This is a genomic window from Flavobacterium sp. YO12 (genome assembly GCF_004119495.1).
In the GTDB taxonomy this organism is placed as follows: domain Bacteria; phylum Bacteroidota; class Bacteroidia; order Flavobacteriales; family Flavobacteriaceae; genus Flavobacterium.
In genome coordinates this window covers 76,866-93,403 of sequence record NZ_NRQU01000002.1, presented here as the reverse complement: position 1 = coordinate 93,403, position 16,538 = coordinate 76,866, and the positions used below count along the sequence as shown (strand labels likewise).

Annotated in this window: 13 protein-coding genes and 1 pseudogene; 8 read left to right on the top strand and 6 right to left on the bottom strand. The window is 32.2% G+C overall.

Going from position 1 to position 16,538, the window contains the following annotated elements; genetic code table 11:
• The first annotated feature begins 94 nt into the window (after positions 1 to 94).
• Positions 95 to 2,519 (top strand): annotated as a pseudogene (locus BOW55_RS01055) (FtsX-like permease family protein).
• Positions 2,520 to 2,603: 84 nt separating this feature from the next.
• Here BOW55_RS01055 and BOW55_RS01050 read toward each other — a convergent pair.
• Positions 2,604 to 4,223, bottom strand: a complete 1,620-nt coding sequence (locus BOW55_RS01050; protein ID WP_129022598.1) for a murein L,D-transpeptidase — start codon at positions 4,221 to 4,223, stop codon at positions 2,604 to 2,606.
• A 405-nt stretch (positions 4,224 to 4,628) separates the two neighbouring features.
• Here BOW55_RS01050 and BOW55_RS01045 point away from each other — a divergent pair, with 405 nt between their 5' ends.
• The 4 genes from BOW55_RS01045 to BOW55_RS01030 all read left to right on the top strand — a co-directional run bounded on the left by BOW55_RS01045 (position 4,629) and on the right by BOW55_RS01030 (position 7,168).
• Positions 4,629 to 5,759, top strand: a complete 1,131-nt coding sequence (locus BOW55_RS01045) for an Mrp/NBP35 family ATP-binding protein (protein WP_089059495.1) — start codon at positions 4,629 to 4,631, stop codon at positions 5,757 to 5,759.
• A 98-nt stretch (positions 5,760 to 5,857) separates the two neighbouring features.
• Positions 5,858 to 6,097, top strand: a complete 240-nt coding sequence (locus tag BOW55_RS01040; protein ID WP_053469915.1) for a NifU family protein — start codon at positions 5,858 to 5,860, stop codon at positions 6,095 to 6,097.
• A gap of 214 nt (positions 6,098 to 6,311) precedes the next feature.
• Positions 6,312 to 6,791, top strand: coding sequence for a hypothetical protein (locus tag BOW55_RS01035; RefSeq protein WP_129022597.1), 480 nt, complete (start codon positions 6,312 to 6,314; stop codon positions 6,789 to 6,791).
• 59 nt (positions 6,792 to 6,850) lie between these two features.
• Positions 6,851 to 7,168 (top strand): 2Fe-2S iron-sulfur cluster-binding protein, encoded by a 318-nt coding sequence (locus BOW55_RS01030; protein WP_026982672.1) that lies wholly within the window; start codon positions 6,851 to 6,853, stop codon positions 7,166 to 7,168.
• A gap of 70 nt (positions 7,169 to 7,238) precedes the next feature.
• Here BOW55_RS01030 and BOW55_RS01025 read toward each other — a convergent pair whose 3' ends face one another.
• From BOW55_RS01025 to BOW55_RS01010, 4 genes are all read right to left on the bottom strand, one after another.
• A complete protein-coding gene (locus BOW55_RS01025) occupies positions 7,239 to 7,745 on the bottom strand; it encodes an SMI1/KNR4 family protein (RefSeq protein ID WP_129022596.1) in 507 nt (168 codons plus the stop codon).
• Positions 7,746 to 7,877: 132 nt separating this feature from the next.
• Complete coding sequence (locus tag BOW55_RS01020; RefSeq protein ID WP_089053761.1) at positions 7,878 to 8,867, bottom strand: aspartate-semialdehyde dehydrogenase; 990 nt, start codon at positions 8,865 to 8,867, stop codon at positions 7,878 to 7,880.
• 165 nt (positions 8,868 to 9,032) lie between these two features.
• On the bottom strand, positions 9,033 to 9,446 hold the full coding sequence (mscL, locus tag BOW55_RS01015; RefSeq protein ID WP_089053808.1) for a large conductance mechanosensitive channel protein MscL: 414 nt from the start codon (positions 9,444 to 9,446) through the stop codon (positions 9,033 to 9,035).
• Between the two features lie 56 nt (positions 9,447 to 9,502).
• Positions 9,503 to 11,974, bottom strand: coding sequence for a bifunctional UDP-N-acetylmuramoyl-tripeptide:D-alanyl-D-alanine ligase/alanine racemase (locus BOW55_RS01010; protein WP_129022595.1), 2,472 nt, complete (start codon positions 11,972 to 11,974; stop codon positions 9,503 to 9,505).
• Positions 11,975 to 12,222: 248 nt separating this feature from the next.
• Between BOW55_RS01010 and BOW55_RS01005 the strand changes: the two genes are divergently transcribed.
• Positions 12,223 to 12,828, top strand: coding sequence for a hypothetical protein (locus BOW55_RS01005; RefSeq protein WP_241686436.1), 606 nt, complete (start codon positions 12,223 to 12,225; stop codon positions 12,826 to 12,828).
• On the opposite strand, the gene BOW55_RS01000 is transcribed toward BOW55_RS01005, so the two are convergent.
• Entirely contained in the window at positions 12,823 to 13,527 is a 705-nt protein-coding gene (locus BOW55_RS01000; RefSeq protein WP_129022594.1) for a porin family protein, read from the bottom strand. The genes BOW55_RS01005 and BOW55_RS01000 overlap by 6 nt on opposite strands.
• A gap of 221 nt (positions 13,528 to 13,748) precedes the next feature.
• Between BOW55_RS01000 and BOW55_RS00995 the strand changes: the two genes are divergently transcribed.
• Both BOW55_RS00995 and BOW55_RS00990 read left to right on the top strand, forming a co-directional pair.
• Positions 13,749 to 14,102 (top strand): hypothetical protein, encoded by a 354-nt coding sequence (locus BOW55_RS00995; RefSeq protein WP_164974987.1) that lies wholly within the window; start codon positions 13,749 to 13,751, stop codon positions 14,100 to 14,102.
• A gap of 158 nt (positions 14,103 to 14,260) precedes the next feature.
• Complete coding sequence (locus BOW55_RS00990) at positions 14,261 to 16,468, top strand: TonB-dependent receptor (RefSeq protein WP_129022592.1); 2,208 nt, start codon at positions 14,261 to 14,263, stop codon at positions 16,466 to 16,468.
• The last annotated feature ends 70 nt before the right edge of the window (positions 16,469 to 16,538 follow it).

Below are 16,538 nucleotides of genomic sequence, written 5' to 3'. Positions count from 1 at the left end.
TGGTGGGATTTGTATGCAAAATTTTTACACTTCTTTAAAAGGCTGATTCTGCCTTTTACCAAAAAATAACTAACATAACTATAAAATAGATACCATGATTTTTAATTGGTTTAAAATATTTATTTATCATTTAAAACAAAACAAACTGTTTTCGTTTTTAAATGTTTTAGGATTGAGCATCGGAATTGCCAGCGTAATTTTTGCCATTTTATATTGGAATAATGAGCACGCATACGATCAATGGAATCCTGAAAAAGAAAATGTATATAAAGTTCTAAATAAAATAGGATCAACTGGTGATATCTGGGGAACAAATACAATTCCTTTTGGGCAAACCTGTAAGGCTACAATTCCTGAAATTGAACAAATTTGTTTCTTAAACGACTGGTATGATGAGGCTGTTTTAAAATATCAGAATAAAAAAATAATTGATAAAAAAATAACGGTATCTGATAATAATTTTTTCGATTTTTTCCCTTTTCCAATTGTAAAAGGTGCTAAAAAAAATATTCTAAGGAAAAAATAGTGTTGCTATTTCTGAAGGACAAGCTAAACTTCTTTTTAAAGACGAAGATCCTATCGGAAAACCTATTACATACAATGACCAAGCCTATATCGTAAAATCTGTTTATCGCATTGTAACTCCATCTTCTATTGAACCAAACTATGTTTTTAGCGGTATTGTTCGTGAATATGACCTTAACAGCTGGGGAAATTTCAGCTATGGTTTAATGATTAAGACCAAAAAGAACGTTGATATTAATGTCGTTTTAAAGAAAATGCGTAATGTAAATTATGTAAATATAATTTTAAAAGAGGCAAAAAAAGTAGGTCAAACTCCTGAGCAATTTGTTAAAGAAAATGGCGAGATAAAGAATATTCTTGATCAGCTGAAAACTTTGCGCTTACATGGTACCAAAACGTCAGGATCTGCTTCTCCTGAAGGAAAAGGAAACTTACAGCTTATTTATATTATGGCTGGTTTGTCGATTTTAATATTGGTTTTATCATTGGTAAATTATATAAATCTAGCAACAGCATCTGCCATAAAACGTGCTAAAGAAGTTGGTGTTCGCAAAATTGTGGGAGCTTCAAAAAAACAGATTATTGCACAGTTTATATTTGAAACAGCAATAATTGTAACGCTTTCTATTTTATTTGCCTTGGCAATTGTAGAACTATCTCTTCCGTATTACAACTCTTTTTTAAGAAAAAATTTGACTATGAATGGCGGTGAATTTTACTTGCAGCTTCTTTTTATTTTTGGATTAGTACTCATTCTTGCTGGTATTTTTCCTGCTGTTTATATCTCAAATTTTGAAACTTTAAAAGTGCTGAAAGGTAATTTTTCAAGAAGTAAAAATGGAATCTGGATTCGAAATTCGATGCTTATTTTTCAATTTGGCATTGCAACGTTTTTTATTATTGGGGCTTTAATTGTAAATTCTCAAGTTGATTTTATGATGAATAAAGACCTTGGTTTTAAAGGCGATCAGATACTTCGAATTCCTTTCAATTATCAAAATTATGAAACAAAAGGCCAGAAATATGCCACTACAAAGCAAGAAATACTTAAAATATCAGGAGTTCAAGAAGTTTCTACTTTTGCAGGTACTTTTGGAAACAGTACTAATTCGAGTTCTGGTTTTACGCACAATGGTATTTTTGTACAGCCTCGAAATGTTGAAATGGATTTTGGTTTTTTAGAAATGATGAAAATTAAAATTGTTCAAGGGCGAAATTTATCTCCAAAATTTGCTTCAGACACAATCAGCAACTGGCTTGTTAATGAAACCTTGGTAAAAGACTTAGGACTTAAGAATCCTATAAATACTGTTATCACCTCAGGCTGGTCGAATGGACAAGGAACTCTAAAGTTCAAGATCGTTGGTGTTGTAAAAGATTTTCATATTACAGGATTACAAAACAAGGTACCTCCAATGATTTTTATAAACACAAAAACTTTAAAGTGGAATAACTTTCAAAATGTCTATGTAAAAGTTTCTCCAACTAATTTAAGCGAAACATTGGATAAATTAAAAACTTATTGGGAGGCAAATATAAATCCTGACTATCCGTTTGATTATGAATTTGTAAACAAAGGATTTGCTAAAACGTATGAAGAACAAGTAAAACAAAAAGATCTATTTTTTATCCTAAATCTTGTTGTAATTATAATTGCCATCTTCGGATTGTTTGCTTTGGCATCATTTTCGATGGAGAGAAGATTGAAAGAAATTGCGATTAGAAAAACGCTTGGTGCGGAAACTGATGTTTTATTGAAAGAGCTGTCAAAACAATATTTTATTTATTGTTTAATGGGATTTGTAATCGGGATTATTCCAGCTTACATTTTACTGCAAAAATGGCTTGAAGATTTTGCTTTTAGAATCAATATCTCTCCAATTCCGTTTAGCATTGCACTTGTTTCATTGCTTACGCTGACATTAACAATTGTTTTGGCAAAAGCCTATCAGGTAACCAAAATAGATGTTTTGAAATATTTAAAATACGAATAATCTTGTAGACCATTTTTTTTAAAAACACCCTTCAGATCTAGATCTGAAGGGTGTTTTTTTTATAGTATTTGGGAATACATTTTTTTACTGTAAAACGGCATCGTTAGAATATAATAACTTATCCAAACTCTTATCTCTATCGTACACATCTGGATAAAAACCAATTTCGCCATCATCCGTTACCCACGCGGTAAAATAACCTATATAAATTGGAATTTTCTTTTTCAGCATACAAGGTGTTTCTTTTTCGCCGCTCATTGCACTATTAATTTTATCAACAGGCCAGTCAGGATCATCTTTTAACATATGTAGAGCAAGTTCTTTAGCTTCTTTTACATTTATACATCCGTGGCTGAAAATACGTTTTTCAAACTCAAACAAGCTTTTTGCCGGTGTATCATGAAGGTAAATATCATTTGGATTTGGAAACATGAACTTAACCAAGCCCAGCGAGTTTTTAGGACCCGGTTTTTGTCTCACATTACCGCCATTCCATTCCATATTATGATCAGCGAGATAATTTTTATCTTCCGCCATTTTTAGTTTCAGCTCATTTTTTATGATGCTTGCTGGCACATACCAATAAGGACTAAAGACGATTCTATCAATATTACCGCTAAAAATTACCGTTTCGGTCATTCGCGTTCCCACAAAAACATCTGAAACTAAATCATATTTTCCGTTTTTTACATAAATCAATCTAAACGACGGAATATTTACCATTACATATTCACTTGCTTTTGCTAAATCAGTTGGAATCCATCTGCATCTTTCCATGTTCAGCATAATCGTTCTGATTCGGTTCGCAATTGGTTCATTCATTTGATCGATATGGTCTTTTGTAAAAGCATAATTCAATTTTAGACCGTATCTCTTTTTATACTTTAAAACACCCGCCATCATTTCTTCATCATACAAACTGCTTTTTGAATCTCGGGCTAAATCGCCAACTACAAACAAACGTTCTCTAATTTGTTTAACAACTGTACCGCTGTCAAATGGTTTTAAATCTTTGTAAGTCGCCGCATCAATATCAATTTTTTTCCAAAGATCATTTTTTTCAATGTTGCGATATCTTTTCAAAACGCTTTGAAGTTTGTAATACTGACTAAACAAAAGATTTTCATCTTTATTTAATCTATCTGGATCTCCCATTAAAGAATCTAAGATTCTATTGTAAGAAATGGATTTTGCAGGCAGATACCAGCCTATTTTTTTTAAAGTCTGCGGATCAACGCCAGAGTACACATTACTGGCATAAAAAACATACATATTAGATAATAAAAGTTCTGTATCTGTAGGCGAAAGATCTTCGGTAACATTTTCATTAAAAACGTCATCGATTAATGGCATATACGGCATAGTCGCTTTTACACCTTGTTCACTTAAAAGCTTTACTTTATTGTATAATAAAGCTCCAAATTCGCTCACGCTTTTATCATCATGCCAGATCATCTTGTAGTCTCTTTTTTTATAGAGATCTTCAACATCTTTTTGATACTTTTTCAGTTTAGGATATTTCTTAAAAAAACCACTTATAGATTCAGCGTTTATTGTTCCTGAATTATTGTCTTTACTAATTTTAAAAACATTTTCAAATGGTGATTTTTCATTTCCCACATTCGTCTTAGCATTTACAGAATCTATGGAAAACACAAAAAAACTAATAGTTATAATTGCGGAAAAGAGGGTAAAGTTTCGCATCTGTTTAAATTTTAAATTTTTATAAAATCTATTTTAAAAAACATCAAAAACTCAGAAATACTCGAAAGTAAATTTTCCTGCATTTTTGTTAAATTTGGAAGCCTGCGATTTTGGGTACCCAAATTTAATTAAGATTATTGACAATTCGGCGATTAAACACAGGAATTTTTATACGAATTTACAGACGTCATTATCTTTAAAAAATAGAGTTTATAAATAGCATTCTAGAATTTTAATGCCTTAGAAAATATATTTTTGATCATTTTGACCAATCTCAATATCAATAAATACAATTTAAAAGGGTTTGAATCCGAACATAATCTGTTATCTTTGCAGTCTGAAATCAGTTTACATAAATATAGAAATTTGAAATCGATTTCTTTCCATACAAAATAGCACATTAAAATGAAATTAGATAGAAAAGAAATTCTTAAAGCTTTAGAAACAATCACTATAGCTGGAGAAGGAAAAAATATGGTTGAAAGCGGTGCCGTTTCAAACGTACTAACTTTTGGCGATGAAGTTGTTGTAGATTTAGTATTGCACACGCCTGCAATGCATATCAAGAAAAGAGCTGAAGACGATATTAAAAAAACAATTCACGAATTGATATCTGCTGATGCAAAAATTAAAGTAAATATTAAAGTAGAAACTCCTGAGAAAGTCGAAATTAAAGGTCGTGCTATTCCAGGAATTAAAAATATTATTGCCGTTGCTTCTGGAAAAGGAGGCGTTGGAAAATCGACTGTAACTGCAAATCTTGCTGTTACTCTTGCAAAAATGGGTTTTAAAGTTGGTGTTTTAGATGCTGATGTTTACGGTCCTTCGATGCCAATTATGTTTGATGTTGAAAACGAAAAACCTATTTCGATAACAGTTGACGGAAAATCAAAAATGAAACCAATTGAAAGCTATGAAATCAAAATGCTTTCTATTGGATTTTTTACTGCACCAAGTCAAGCTGTAATTTGGAGAGGCCCAATGGCAGCAAAAGCTTTAAATCAAATGATTTTTGATGCTGATTGGGGAGAATTAGATTTTATGCTTCTAGATTTACCTCCGGGAACTGGAGATATTCACCTTTCAATCATGCAGTCTTTACCAATTACTGGAGCTGTTGTAGTAAGTACTCCGCAAGCTGTTGCTCTTGCAGATGCTAAAAAAGGAGTTTCGATGTTCATGCAGGATAACATAAATGTACCTGTTTTAGGAATTATTGAAAACATGGCTTATTTTACACCTGAAGAATTACCTAATAACAAATACTATATTTTTGGTCAGGAAGGAGCAAAAAACCTTGCTGAAGATTTAAATGTTCCATTCTTAGGCGAAGTTCCAATTGTACAATCTATTCGTGAAGCAGGAGATTTTGGACGCCCAGCGGCATTACAAACTGCATCGCCAATTGAAACTATTTTTGAAGAAATAACTAGAAATGTTGTACAAGAGGTAGTAAACAGAAACGAAAGTCTTCCTGCTACTGAAGCAATTAAAATTACAACAATGGCAGGTTGTTCTGCAGTAAAGAAAAATTAATAATAAGATAATTGAGATAGTTGGATAATTAGATAATCATTATGCGATCTGCAAATTATCTAATTTTCTAATTGACACATTTTCTAATTGATAAAATTATGACAACAGAAGAATTAACAAATAATGTTTTATTGGCTTTAGACGAAATCAGGCCATTTTTAAAATCTGATGGCGGAGATATTTCGCTTATCTCTATTGATGATGATAAACATGTTAAAGTTCGTCTTGAAGGTGCCTGCATAAGCTGCAGTGTAAATCAAATGACCCTAAAAGCGGGTGTAGAAACTACGATCAAAAAATATGCACCGCAGATTGAAACTGTAGTAAATATAATGTAACCATAGTGTTAACAATCGTGCTTTTTGAACAATTAAAATTAACAAGAATAATAACATTGTAAGCCATTAAAATAGCAAAACACCAACAAAACAGCAAAAACACACACGTTTTTTAATGATTTAACAAAAAACAATGTAAAGTTTTAAGAGTTTTAGTTAAGTAATTGTTACATTTTTAACTTAAATTTGTGACATAACCCTAAATCTTAAACTTATGAGAAAATTTTACATTCTATTAGCGTTGTTGTTTTTTGTTTCTGCAAATTATGCTCAAAACAAAACTGTTGTTGCAGACAAAGCTTGGGTAAATGAAGCAGAAGAGTGGTCGGATTTCAACTACGCCGGACAAATTGTATTCTCTATCAATCCAAATGAGGAACCTGGAAGTTTACGAGTTGGTAATTTTGATTTTTTGTATGATTTTGTAGATGGTAAAGGCAAATTTTCGAGTAAAACAACTTACAGTTCAGCATCATTTTCACATCCAAGAAAAATCTCGGCTGTAACCGATAAACAAGGTGTTTTAAACTCAACTTATGAAGGAACATTAATCTTTCAATCTGATAAAGATTATTATTCTGTGATTGCAATTGTTAGCATTCTTGAAAAAAACGATAACATTCTAGGTGTAAAAATGCGCCTTAAGGAAGGTTCTCGAAAAGAGTATGCTTTTAGTACAAAACCAACAAGTTAATTTAAACAGAGGATTTTTTCACGTTATAAAATCCTAACATAAAATTCCAAACAATTAAAATGGATGTATTAATAAAGATTAAAGATCGAGAAGGAGTTATACACGAATTACAAGCTCCAACTGATATGGCGATGAACATAATGGAGTTATGCAAAGCATATGAACTTCCTGTTGAAGGAACTTGCGGAGGAATGGCAATGTGTGCTTCCTGCCAATGTTATGTTCTAAATGATGTTGCATTACCAGAAATGGGAGATGAAGAAGAAGCCATGCTTTCGGAAGCATTTTATGTTAAATCTAACAGCCGTTTAGGTTGTCAGATTCCAATTACTACAGAATTAGAAGGTTTAGAGTTAGAATTAGCTCCAGAATACTAAAAAATAAAATCCAAATATTTTAAAAATCCAAATTCCAAAAGGTTAGCCCTTTGTGAATTTGGATTTTTTTTTAATTGTTTTCTAAATCACTTGGATCAAAGGGTTCAAACTCTCTTTCAGAAAATGCTTCTGTCAAAATTCCTGACGAACACAACCAAGTAATTGTTTCTTCGAGTGTATTTCCGGCTTTATAGATCATTTCGCTGTAGCGTGGTAAAACAAAATATTCGCCTTTATAAAGAATTATTTCGTCTCCGTCAAAAGTATCTCCTATTCTAACAGAACTCAGCACCTGATCTTTTGTCAGCACTTCTTTGCCTTCATCCCAAAACCAATATTCTGTTATACGGTTTCTCCATTCTTCTAAAGTTAATATTATCGTTTCTGGAAGAAATATTCGCACGTATGTTCCGCCGAGAATTCCGCTTCCGTAAACTAATACATACTCTTTATAATCTTCATCAAAAGCAATGTTTAATGTTTTTTCACAGGCCAAAATTTCTTCTTCAGAAGCTAGAAACAAATCTGTTTTATTGGTCTTATAATTTGGAATAATCTTATAGTTATCGAAATTCATTTGTATTGCATTTATTAAAAGTTTAAAAGTATATCTTTTTTGCTTCGAAACTGAATTTATTGATACAAAAAACCGTAATTACATTACTGCAATTACGGCTTTCTCTTTATAACAATTTTATTTAATCTCTAATTAAACCAAACCTGCTTGAATTAAATATTCAGCAATTTGAATCGTGTTTGTTGCAGCACCTTTTCTTAAGTTATCAGCAACGATCCACATATTTAACGTGTTTGGCTGGCTTTCGTCACGACGAATTCTTCCAACAAATACATCATTTTTACCTTCTGCGTATAAAGGCATTGGATAAGTAAATGTATCTAAATTATCTTGTACTGTTACTCCGTCTGTATTATGTAAAATTTCACGAACTTCGTTTACGTCGAAATCATTTGTAAACTCAACATTTACTGCTTCACTATGTCCGCCTACAACTGGCACACGAACTGCAGTAGCTGTAACTCTAATAGTATTGTCACCAAGAATTTTTTGAGTTTCGCGAACTAATTTCATTTCTTCTTTAGTGTATCCGTTTTCTTCAAAACTATCGCAATGTGGGATTGCATTTCTGTGAATTGGATATTTGTAAGCCATATCACCTTGAATTCCTGCGTATTCGTTTTCTAATTGTTTTACTGCTTTGACACCAGTTCCAGTGATTGATTGGTAAGTAGAAACGATAACTCTTTTAATATTGTATTTTTTATGCAAAGGCGCCAATGCTAATACCATTTGAATAGTCGAACAGTTTGGATTTGCAATAATTTTATCTTCTTTAGTTAATGTAGAAGCATTGATTTCTGGAACTACTAATTTTTTAGTAGGATCCATTCTCCATGCCGATGAGTTGTCGATTACCGTAGTTCCAGCAGCAGCAAATTTTGGAGCCCACTCTAATGATGTATCTCCACCAGCAGAAAAAACAGCAATATCTGCTTTCATATCTACGGCAGTCTGCATTCCTACAACTTTATATTTTGTTCCTTTATAATCAATTTCTTTTCCTACTGATCTTTCAGAAGCAACAGGAATTAATTCTGTAACAGGAAAATTTCTTTCTGCTAAAACTTTAAGCATTACTTCGCCAACCATTCCGGTAGCACCTACAACCGCTATTCTCATTTTTATATTTTTAATATCAATTAATCAAATTTACTCTGCAAAAATAGTTATAATAAAAACGAAAACAATATGCTTCACAAAAAATAACAAAATGTTACAAAACAAACATTTCATAAAAAAACCGCCCAATTAAGGAACGGTTTAGTTAGACATAGTGCAGCGGAATTATTTTTTAAGCAAATCTCTAATTTGAGTAAGTAACTCTTCTTGAGTTGGTCCTGCTGGTGCAGCCGCAACTTCTTCTTTTTTCTTAACTTTATCAGCAGCTCTTAAAACAACAAATACAAAGAATGAAATAATTACAAAATTAATGATTGCCTGAACTAAATTACCATAGGTAATTACAGCAGCACCAGCCGCTTTTGCCGCAGCTAAATTTGTATAACTATTACCATCAAGTGTAATAAATTTTTGAGTGAAATCGATTCCTCCAGTCAGTAGACCAACTATAGGCATAATAATATCGTCTACAGCAGAGCCGACAATTTTACCAAATGCTCCCCCAATAACTACCGCAGTAGCTAAACTAAGCACATCACCTTTCAATAAAGAAGCCTTAAAATCTGCGAAAAATCCCATAGTATCTATTTTTAAAATTAAACTCAATATCAAATATAATAATTTTAACAAATATTCTACCTGAAAAATACTCTTTTTACGCGCTGCGAGATGCTCGTCATAATTTCATAAGGAATCGTTTTTAATGCTTCTGCCATTTCAACAACGGTAGGGCTTTCGCCGAAAATAATAACTGAATCTCCTTCTTTACATTCAATATGACTTACATCTACCATTAACATATCCATGCAAACGCTTCCTACTATATACGCTTTTTGATTTTTAATGGTTACAAAACCAACTTGATTTCCCCATAATCTAGAAATTCCGTCAGCGTAACCTATTGGTATTGTAGCAATTTTCGTTTCTTTTTTTGCCATAAATCTACGGCCGTAACCTACGCTGTCTCCGCTTGGAATGGTGCGAACCTGAGATATAATCGATTTTAATGTTCCAACATTTTCTAAATATTTCTGTTCTGCCGGATCATTGGAAACACCATATAATCCAATTCCTAAACGCACCATATTATATTGTGCATTTGGAAAATTACTAATTCCAGATGTATTCAAAATATGGCGAATTGGACTTATATTTAATTCAGACATTAATCTTGAAGATAATTTTTCGAACAAACTTATTTGTTCTTCCACAAATTCAAAGTGGCTTGGATCATCACTTGTTGCTAAATGCGATAGAATACTTTGAACGCGCACTGTTGAATTTCCTTGTAAAGTTGAAATCAGTTCTTCGATTGTATTATCCTCAAAACCTAAACGATGCATTCCTGTATCCAATTTTATATGAATAGGATAATCTTTTAGATTCTTTTCTCTAGCTATTTTCAAAAAGGCATTTAGTCCTTTTATACTATAAATTTCAGGTTCTAATTGGTATTGAATTATCGAAGGAAAACTAGTCGATTCTGGATTTAAAACCATAATTGGCAATTTTATCCCGCCATTTTTCAGTGAAATTCCTTCATCGGCAAAAGCCACTCCTAAATAATCTGTGTTATGATGTTCTAGCAGTTTTGCAATTTCTAAACCTCCGTTTCCATAACCAAATGCTTTTACCATGACCATGATTTTTACATCATTGGCCAATTTAGATTTATAGTAATTTAAGTTATGACTTATCGAATCTAAGTTGATTTCGAGAACCGTTTCGTGTGTCTTTTCTTCTAGAAGGGAAACAATTTCTTCAAATTGAAATGATCTTGCTCCTTTTATTAAAATGGTTTCGTTACTAAAATTTAAATCATCTACAGCCTCGATAAATGATGCTGTATTTAAAAACATTCTGCTGTTTGGAAACTTAGCTGCAAAAGAAGAAATCGTAGGTCCAATACCTATAACACGGTTTATTTTATTATCAGCAATAAGCTGCGCTACTTTTGAGTATAATTCTTCATTTGAAAATCCGCTTTGAAAAATATCCGACAAAATAACGGTTTTAGAGGCGTTCTTTTTTTTCTGACTTTCTAAAAAATCTAAAGCAATTTTAAGCGACTGAAAGTCTGAGCTGTAACTATCATCAATAATACTGCAATTATTAATTCCGTTTTTTACTTCTAAACGCATTTGAACCGGATACAACATTTGCACACGATTTTGAATAACGGCAAAATCATATTTAAAGTAAAGCATTACTAGTAAACAAGAAATTGCATTTTCGACAGAAGCGGAATCACTAAATGGAATTTCGAGATTGAAACTCTCATTATTGTATTGATATTGAATGGTTGTCGTATCGTTTTTTGTTTCTTTTTTTAGAATAAAAACAGCAGCACTTTGATCTGTAAAACTCCACGAGAACAGCTTTCGATCTTTTAAAGGATTTTCGGCAGAAAATGCAGTTAGACATTTGTCTACCAATTGATTTTTTTGATAAACAATTACTGGTGTATTTTTAAACAGTACTAATTTCTCATTGATTTTTTGCTCTGTATTTTGAAAACCTTCATCATGAGCAGATCCTATATTGGTTAAAACTCCAATATTAGGCTTAATGATTTGTTCTAAATTGGCCATTTCTTTTACAGTAGAAATTCCGGCTTCAAAAATGCCTAAATTATGCTTTTCGTTTATTGCAATAACAGACAATGGAACTCCTACTTGAGAATTGTAACTTTTAGGGCTTCGAATAATATTAAAATCAGGACTAAGCAAAAAATTAAGCCATTCCTTGACAATCGTTTTACCATTGCTGCCCGTTAATCCGATTACGGGAAAATCGAATAAATTTCTATAATAAGCGGCAAATTCATGAAATGCTTTGAGGGTATTTCTAACTACTAAAAAATTGGCTTTTCCTTTTACATTTTCTGGAATATGCTGCACAACAAAATTCTGAACTCCTTTTTCAATAAGTTCAGAAATATAAAGATGAGCATCATTATTGACTCCAGAAAGAGCAAAAAACAATGTTTTTGCACCATTTTGCAGAGAACGGCTGTCGATCGAAATATGATCAACAAAAATATCAGTATCTGAACCTGTCCAATCGGCGTTAAAAACCGAAATAAGGCTTTTTAAATTTATGCTCATTTAGAAAATTTCTTTTTGTCAAATTTAAAAAAAGGTTTGCCACGAATTACACAAATTTCCGCGAATTATTGTTTGTTTTTTTGTCACAGATTAAACAGATTTAAATGATCTAATCTGTGAGAACCTTTTAATCTGTGGCTATTATTTAAACATTTAGAATATAAATAATTCGTGGCTAGAGAAACTAAATATTCGTTGCAAAAAACATTATTTCATTATATTTGTTCAACACCACAAAATAAAGCGTTTTGAAAAAAGTACTTCCACTATTCTCTTACATACTTCATCCTATATTTATTCCAATGTACACTACATTGTTATATCTTTTTTGCAAAGATGATGTTTTTACAACTCAAGAAAAGTACTTTGTATTATTTCAAATTTTGGTGATTACGATTATTGTTCCTGTTTTATTTTTCTTGTTGCTGCGCTCAACAGGACATGTAAAATCTTTAATGCTTCCAGAGACTTCTCAAAGGCTTGTTCCCTTAGTTTTACAATCTTTTTTGTATATTTTATTGGTCAAAAGAAGTATTGTTATTACTCGTTATCCTGAACTTCATTTCTTTTTTCTGGGTGCCTTATTTACAACCATTTTAGCGCTCGTTTGTTCGCTTTTCAAATTTAAACCAAGTCTTCACGTTGCGGCAATAAGCGGTTTCACGATTTTTGCTATGGGATTAAACATTCATCTGCAGACGCAAAATCCGTATTGGAGTGCTTTTTTAATTTTAATGACGGGGATTGTTGCTTCTTCACGATTAGAAATGAATGCTCATACTCCAAAGGAACTTCTTGCAGGATTACTTATAGGCGTTTTACCGCAAGTACTGTTTTTATTTCTGTGGTTATAAAATGTAAAAAATCAGTCCGGCATTCAGGGTTTTTAAATTAACTTTCTCTCCTGTAAGTGTTGTCGCTGAATTAAACAAAGGGCTTAATCCATAGTACACATAAAGGTTCCAGGTATTATAACCTGCCGAAATATATGGTCCGTATTGAAATGTATTAATTGAAGCGTTATTTTTTATTTTATACGTTTCCTCTCCAGCATTCAAATTTGAAGTAGTTGAAAACACATAACTTAATTTTATCCCTGTATAAACCCGCCAAAACTTAGTGCTTTCAAAAGTAGAATTACGCCATCTAAATTCTATAGGAAGATCTACAGAATATTGCTTATATCGATTTGACACTATTTCGCCATAATCAGTAACGTTATAAACTATAGCTCCAGATCCGTCTCTAGAAATACCTAAATTTTGATAATAGTTTTGATAACTGAATCCTAAACCAGCTGCAATTGCAAATGTTCTCGATTTATTAATGGGCATATCACGCAAAAAACCTCCAGAAAGTCCTAAAGAAAATTTATTTTGCTTGAATCTTTGAGGTATATCTGTAAACATATTATACGTTACCGAAAAATAAAACTGATCTTCACGATACAATGAATCAATTTTAACTTCGGGTTTTACTTCTGGCTTCACTTCATTTTGAGCAAAAACACTGAAAAATGAAGTTAAAAACAAACAGCTAAAAAGTAATCGCATATTGTATTGTGGTTTTAAAAGGGTTCTTAAATAAACGTTCAAAAAGCTGCATTTATTTCACTTACAAATATAACACAATGCCACTTCATGATGTGATTTGAAAGTAATAATTCTCTTTTTCACGACGAATAAACCCATTCTTTGCAGTATTTTCAACAAATCAAGAGCAGAATCAAAAAAATAAACCATTTTTTCACTGGTCTTTTATACCTTTGTCTTGCATGAAAAGAAAGCAGCTCATATTAAGTTTCTCGTTTGCTGTCACAATATTGTTTTCGATATTGTTTCAGTCTGTGCACAGTTATGAGCATATCGTAAAACAGCTTTCAGAAAAACAATGCCACCACGATTACAATGATCCAAACGGAGAAATAACGCACCAGCATCATAATTATGATCTTTGTTTTGTTTGTAATTTTGCGTTTGGAGGCTATATCGTTCCCGAAAGTATTTCTTTTCAGTTTCACACTTTTGGAACTGAAACACCGTATTTCTTTCCTCTTACTGAAAAGATTTTTTCAATTTCAAAACCTTCGTATTTATTACGAGGACCTCCTGCTTTTATAGTTTCTTAAATTTCGAATACTCGAAATAATCTTTACATTTTTTTTAATCAAGATTCAAAATAACATTGAGTTTCCTAATCCTATTTTATTAATTAGGATCAGAATGCTGCATTGTAGTTTTAGTTTTTATTTAAAAGAAAAAACAATTAACTATAGCATAATTTCAAATGAAAAAAATAATAATTGCCCTTATTTTAGGGTTTTCGGGCTTGCTGTCTGCCCAAAATTCAGTTTCAGGTATTGTAACTGATACTCAAAATCAGCCTATGCCGGGCGTTTCTGTTTACGCACCAGAATTACATAAAGGAACAACTACTGATGCAAACGGAAAATACGAATTAAACAATCTGCCAAACGGAGGTTTACGCCTTGCTTTTTCGTTTGTTGGATTTGCTACCCAAAATAAAACAATTGCCAAATTGGTAAAACAAAATACATTAGATGTGAGTCTTGCAGAATCTATCTTAGAAATGGATGAAGTTGTAGTTTCTACTCCTTTCAACAAACTGCAATCGCAAAACGTAATGAAAATTGAGCATGAAAGCATCAAAACTTTACAGCAAAAAGGAACCTCAACTTTAATAGAAGGCTTAGCAACAATTCCGGGAGTTTCTCAAATTTCGACGGGAACTTCTATTGGAAAACCAGTAATTCGAGGATTAAGCGGTAATCGTGTTTTAGTTTATTCGCAAGGCGTTCGTATCGAAAATCAGCAGTTTGGCGACGAACATGGTTTAGGCTTGAATGATGCCGGAATCGAAAGTGTCGAAGTTATCAAAGGACCTGCTTCTTTGCTTTATGGTTCTGATGCTTTGGGAGGTGTTTTATATTTTAATCCTGAAAAATTTGCTGATGCTGGAGATTTTAAAGCTAATTTCAGTCAAAAATATTTCACCAATACACAAGGAAGCAATTCTTCTATTGGATTAAAAACATCTACTGACAATTGGAAATTTCTAGCACGCGGAAGTTACAACACCCATTCTGATTATAAAATTTCTGGCGGTGATCGCGTGACGAATTCTCGTTATAATGAAACTGATTTTAAAACTGGAATCGGTTACAGCAATTCGACTTTCTCAAGTGTTTTGAGATACAATTACAACAAACTTGACATTGGAATTCCAGAAGATGGAATCGCAGAACAATCTTCAAGTAAAGACACACAATTTCCTAGACAAGGAATTTTTAATCATTTATTGAGTTTGAACAATGTTATCTTTTTTGAAAACTCAAAGTTAGATGTTGATTTGGGCTATATTGCCAATGACCGAAGTGAATTTGAAGACAGCAACGACGCTTCTCTTCATATGAAATTGAATACTTTTAATTACAACGCTAAATATCATTTTCCTAAATTCGGAAAAATCGAAACTATTTTGGGTGTTCAGGGAATGCACCAAACGAATAAAAATTCTGGTGAGGAATATTTAATTCCTGATGCAACGACGAATGATTTTGGAGTTTTTGGAACTGCAAATTACGAATGGAAAAACAGCGTTTTACAAGCTGGTCTGCGTTTTGACAATAGAAATATTACTTCTATTGCACACGGTGAAGAAGGTGAAGAAGGTTATTTTAAAGCTTTAGATCGCTCTTTTGACAGCTTTAATGCTTCGTTGGGATATAAAACAAAATTAGCTGAACCATTAACTTTGAGATTAAATGTTGCCAGCGGATTTAGAGCGCCAAACTTAGCGGAATTAACTTCAAATGGTGTTCACGAAGGAACGAATCGTTATGAAATTGGAAATGCTGATTTGAAAACGGAACAAAATATTCAAACTGATTTGAATCTGGAATACAAAAACACACATTTTGAGTTTTTTGTAAATGGTTTTTACAATCACGTAAACAATTATATTTATACATCTCCAACAGGAGAAATTCGCGATGAGAATGATGTTTTTGCTTACGTTCAGGATAATGCAAAATTATATGGTGGTGAGGCTGGACTGCATTTTCACCCGCATCCATTAGACTGGTTACATTTTGAAACGAGTTTTGAAACTGTAATGGGTAAAAAAGACAACAATGATTATCTACCTTTAATTCCTGCCAACAACTGGAACAATACGCTTAGAACTGAGTTTAAAATTAAAGATTGGCTGAGTGAAGGTTTTGCTTCTTTGAATGTTTCTTCGACTTTTAATCAAGATAATGTAAGCGGTTTTGAAACAGCTTCAAAAGGGTATACTCTGGTAAATCTGGGTTTTGGAGGAACTGTTAAACTTGGAAAAACTGCCTTTGATGTAAACTTAAACGGAAACAATTTATTTGACAAAAAATATATTGCACATCTTTCAAGACTAAAAACAGACGGCATTCCAAACATTGGAAGAAACATTGTTCTAGGCATTAACTTTAATCTGTAACATTTTTAAACCATATCAGTCATATAAGTAAATATAAGCTAAGCACTTAATTAAAATGAGCTTATATGAC

Bases quoted from the DNA above. Each gene is read 5' to 3' on its own strand.
- BOW55_RS01050 (WP_129022598.1), bottom strand. From the start codon at position 4,223: ATGCGAAACTTTACCCTCTTTTCCGCAATTATAACTATTAGTTTTTTT.
- BOW55_RS01045 (WP_089059495.1), top strand. From the start codon at position 4,629: ATGAAATTAGATAGAAAAGAAATTCTTAAAGCTTTAGAAACAATCACT.
- BOW55_RS01040 (WP_053469915.1), top strand. From the start codon at position 5,858: ATGACAACAGAAGAATTAACAAATAATGTTTTATTGGCTTTAGACGAA.
- BOW55_RS01035 (WP_129022597.1), top strand. From the start codon at position 6,312: ATGAGAAAATTTTACATTCTATTAGCGTTGTTGTTTTTTGTTTCTGCA.
- BOW55_RS01030 (WP_026982672.1), top strand. From the start codon at position 6,851: ATGGATGTATTAATAAAGATTAAAGATCGAGAAGGAGTTATACACGAA.
- BOW55_RS01025 (WP_129022596.1), bottom strand. From the start codon at position 7,745: ATGAATTTCGATAACTATAAGATTATTCCAAATTATAAGACCAATAAA.
- BOW55_RS01020 (WP_089053761.1), bottom strand. From the start codon at position 8,867: ATGAGAATAGCGGTTGTAGGTGCTACCGGAATGGTTGGCGAAGTAATG.
- mscL (WP_089053808.1), bottom strand. From the start codon at position 9,446: ATGGGATTTTTCGCAGATTTTAAGGCTTCTTTATTGAAAGGTGATGTG.
- BOW55_RS01010 (WP_129022595.1), bottom strand. From the start codon at position 11,974: ATGAGCATAAATTTAAAAAGCCTTATTTCGGTTTTTAACGCCGATTGG.
- BOW55_RS01000 (WP_129022594.1), bottom strand. From the start codon at position 13,527: ATGCGATTACTTTTTAGCTGTTTGTTTTTAACTTCATTTTTCAGTGTT.
- BOW55_RS00995 (WP_164974987.1), top strand. From the start codon at position 13,749: ATGAAAAGAAAGCAGCTCATATTAAGTTTCTCGTTTGCTGTCACAATA.
- BOW55_RS00990 (WP_129022592.1), top strand. From the start codon at position 14,261: ATGAAAAAAATAATAATTGCCCTTATTTTAGGGTTTTCGGGCTTGCTG.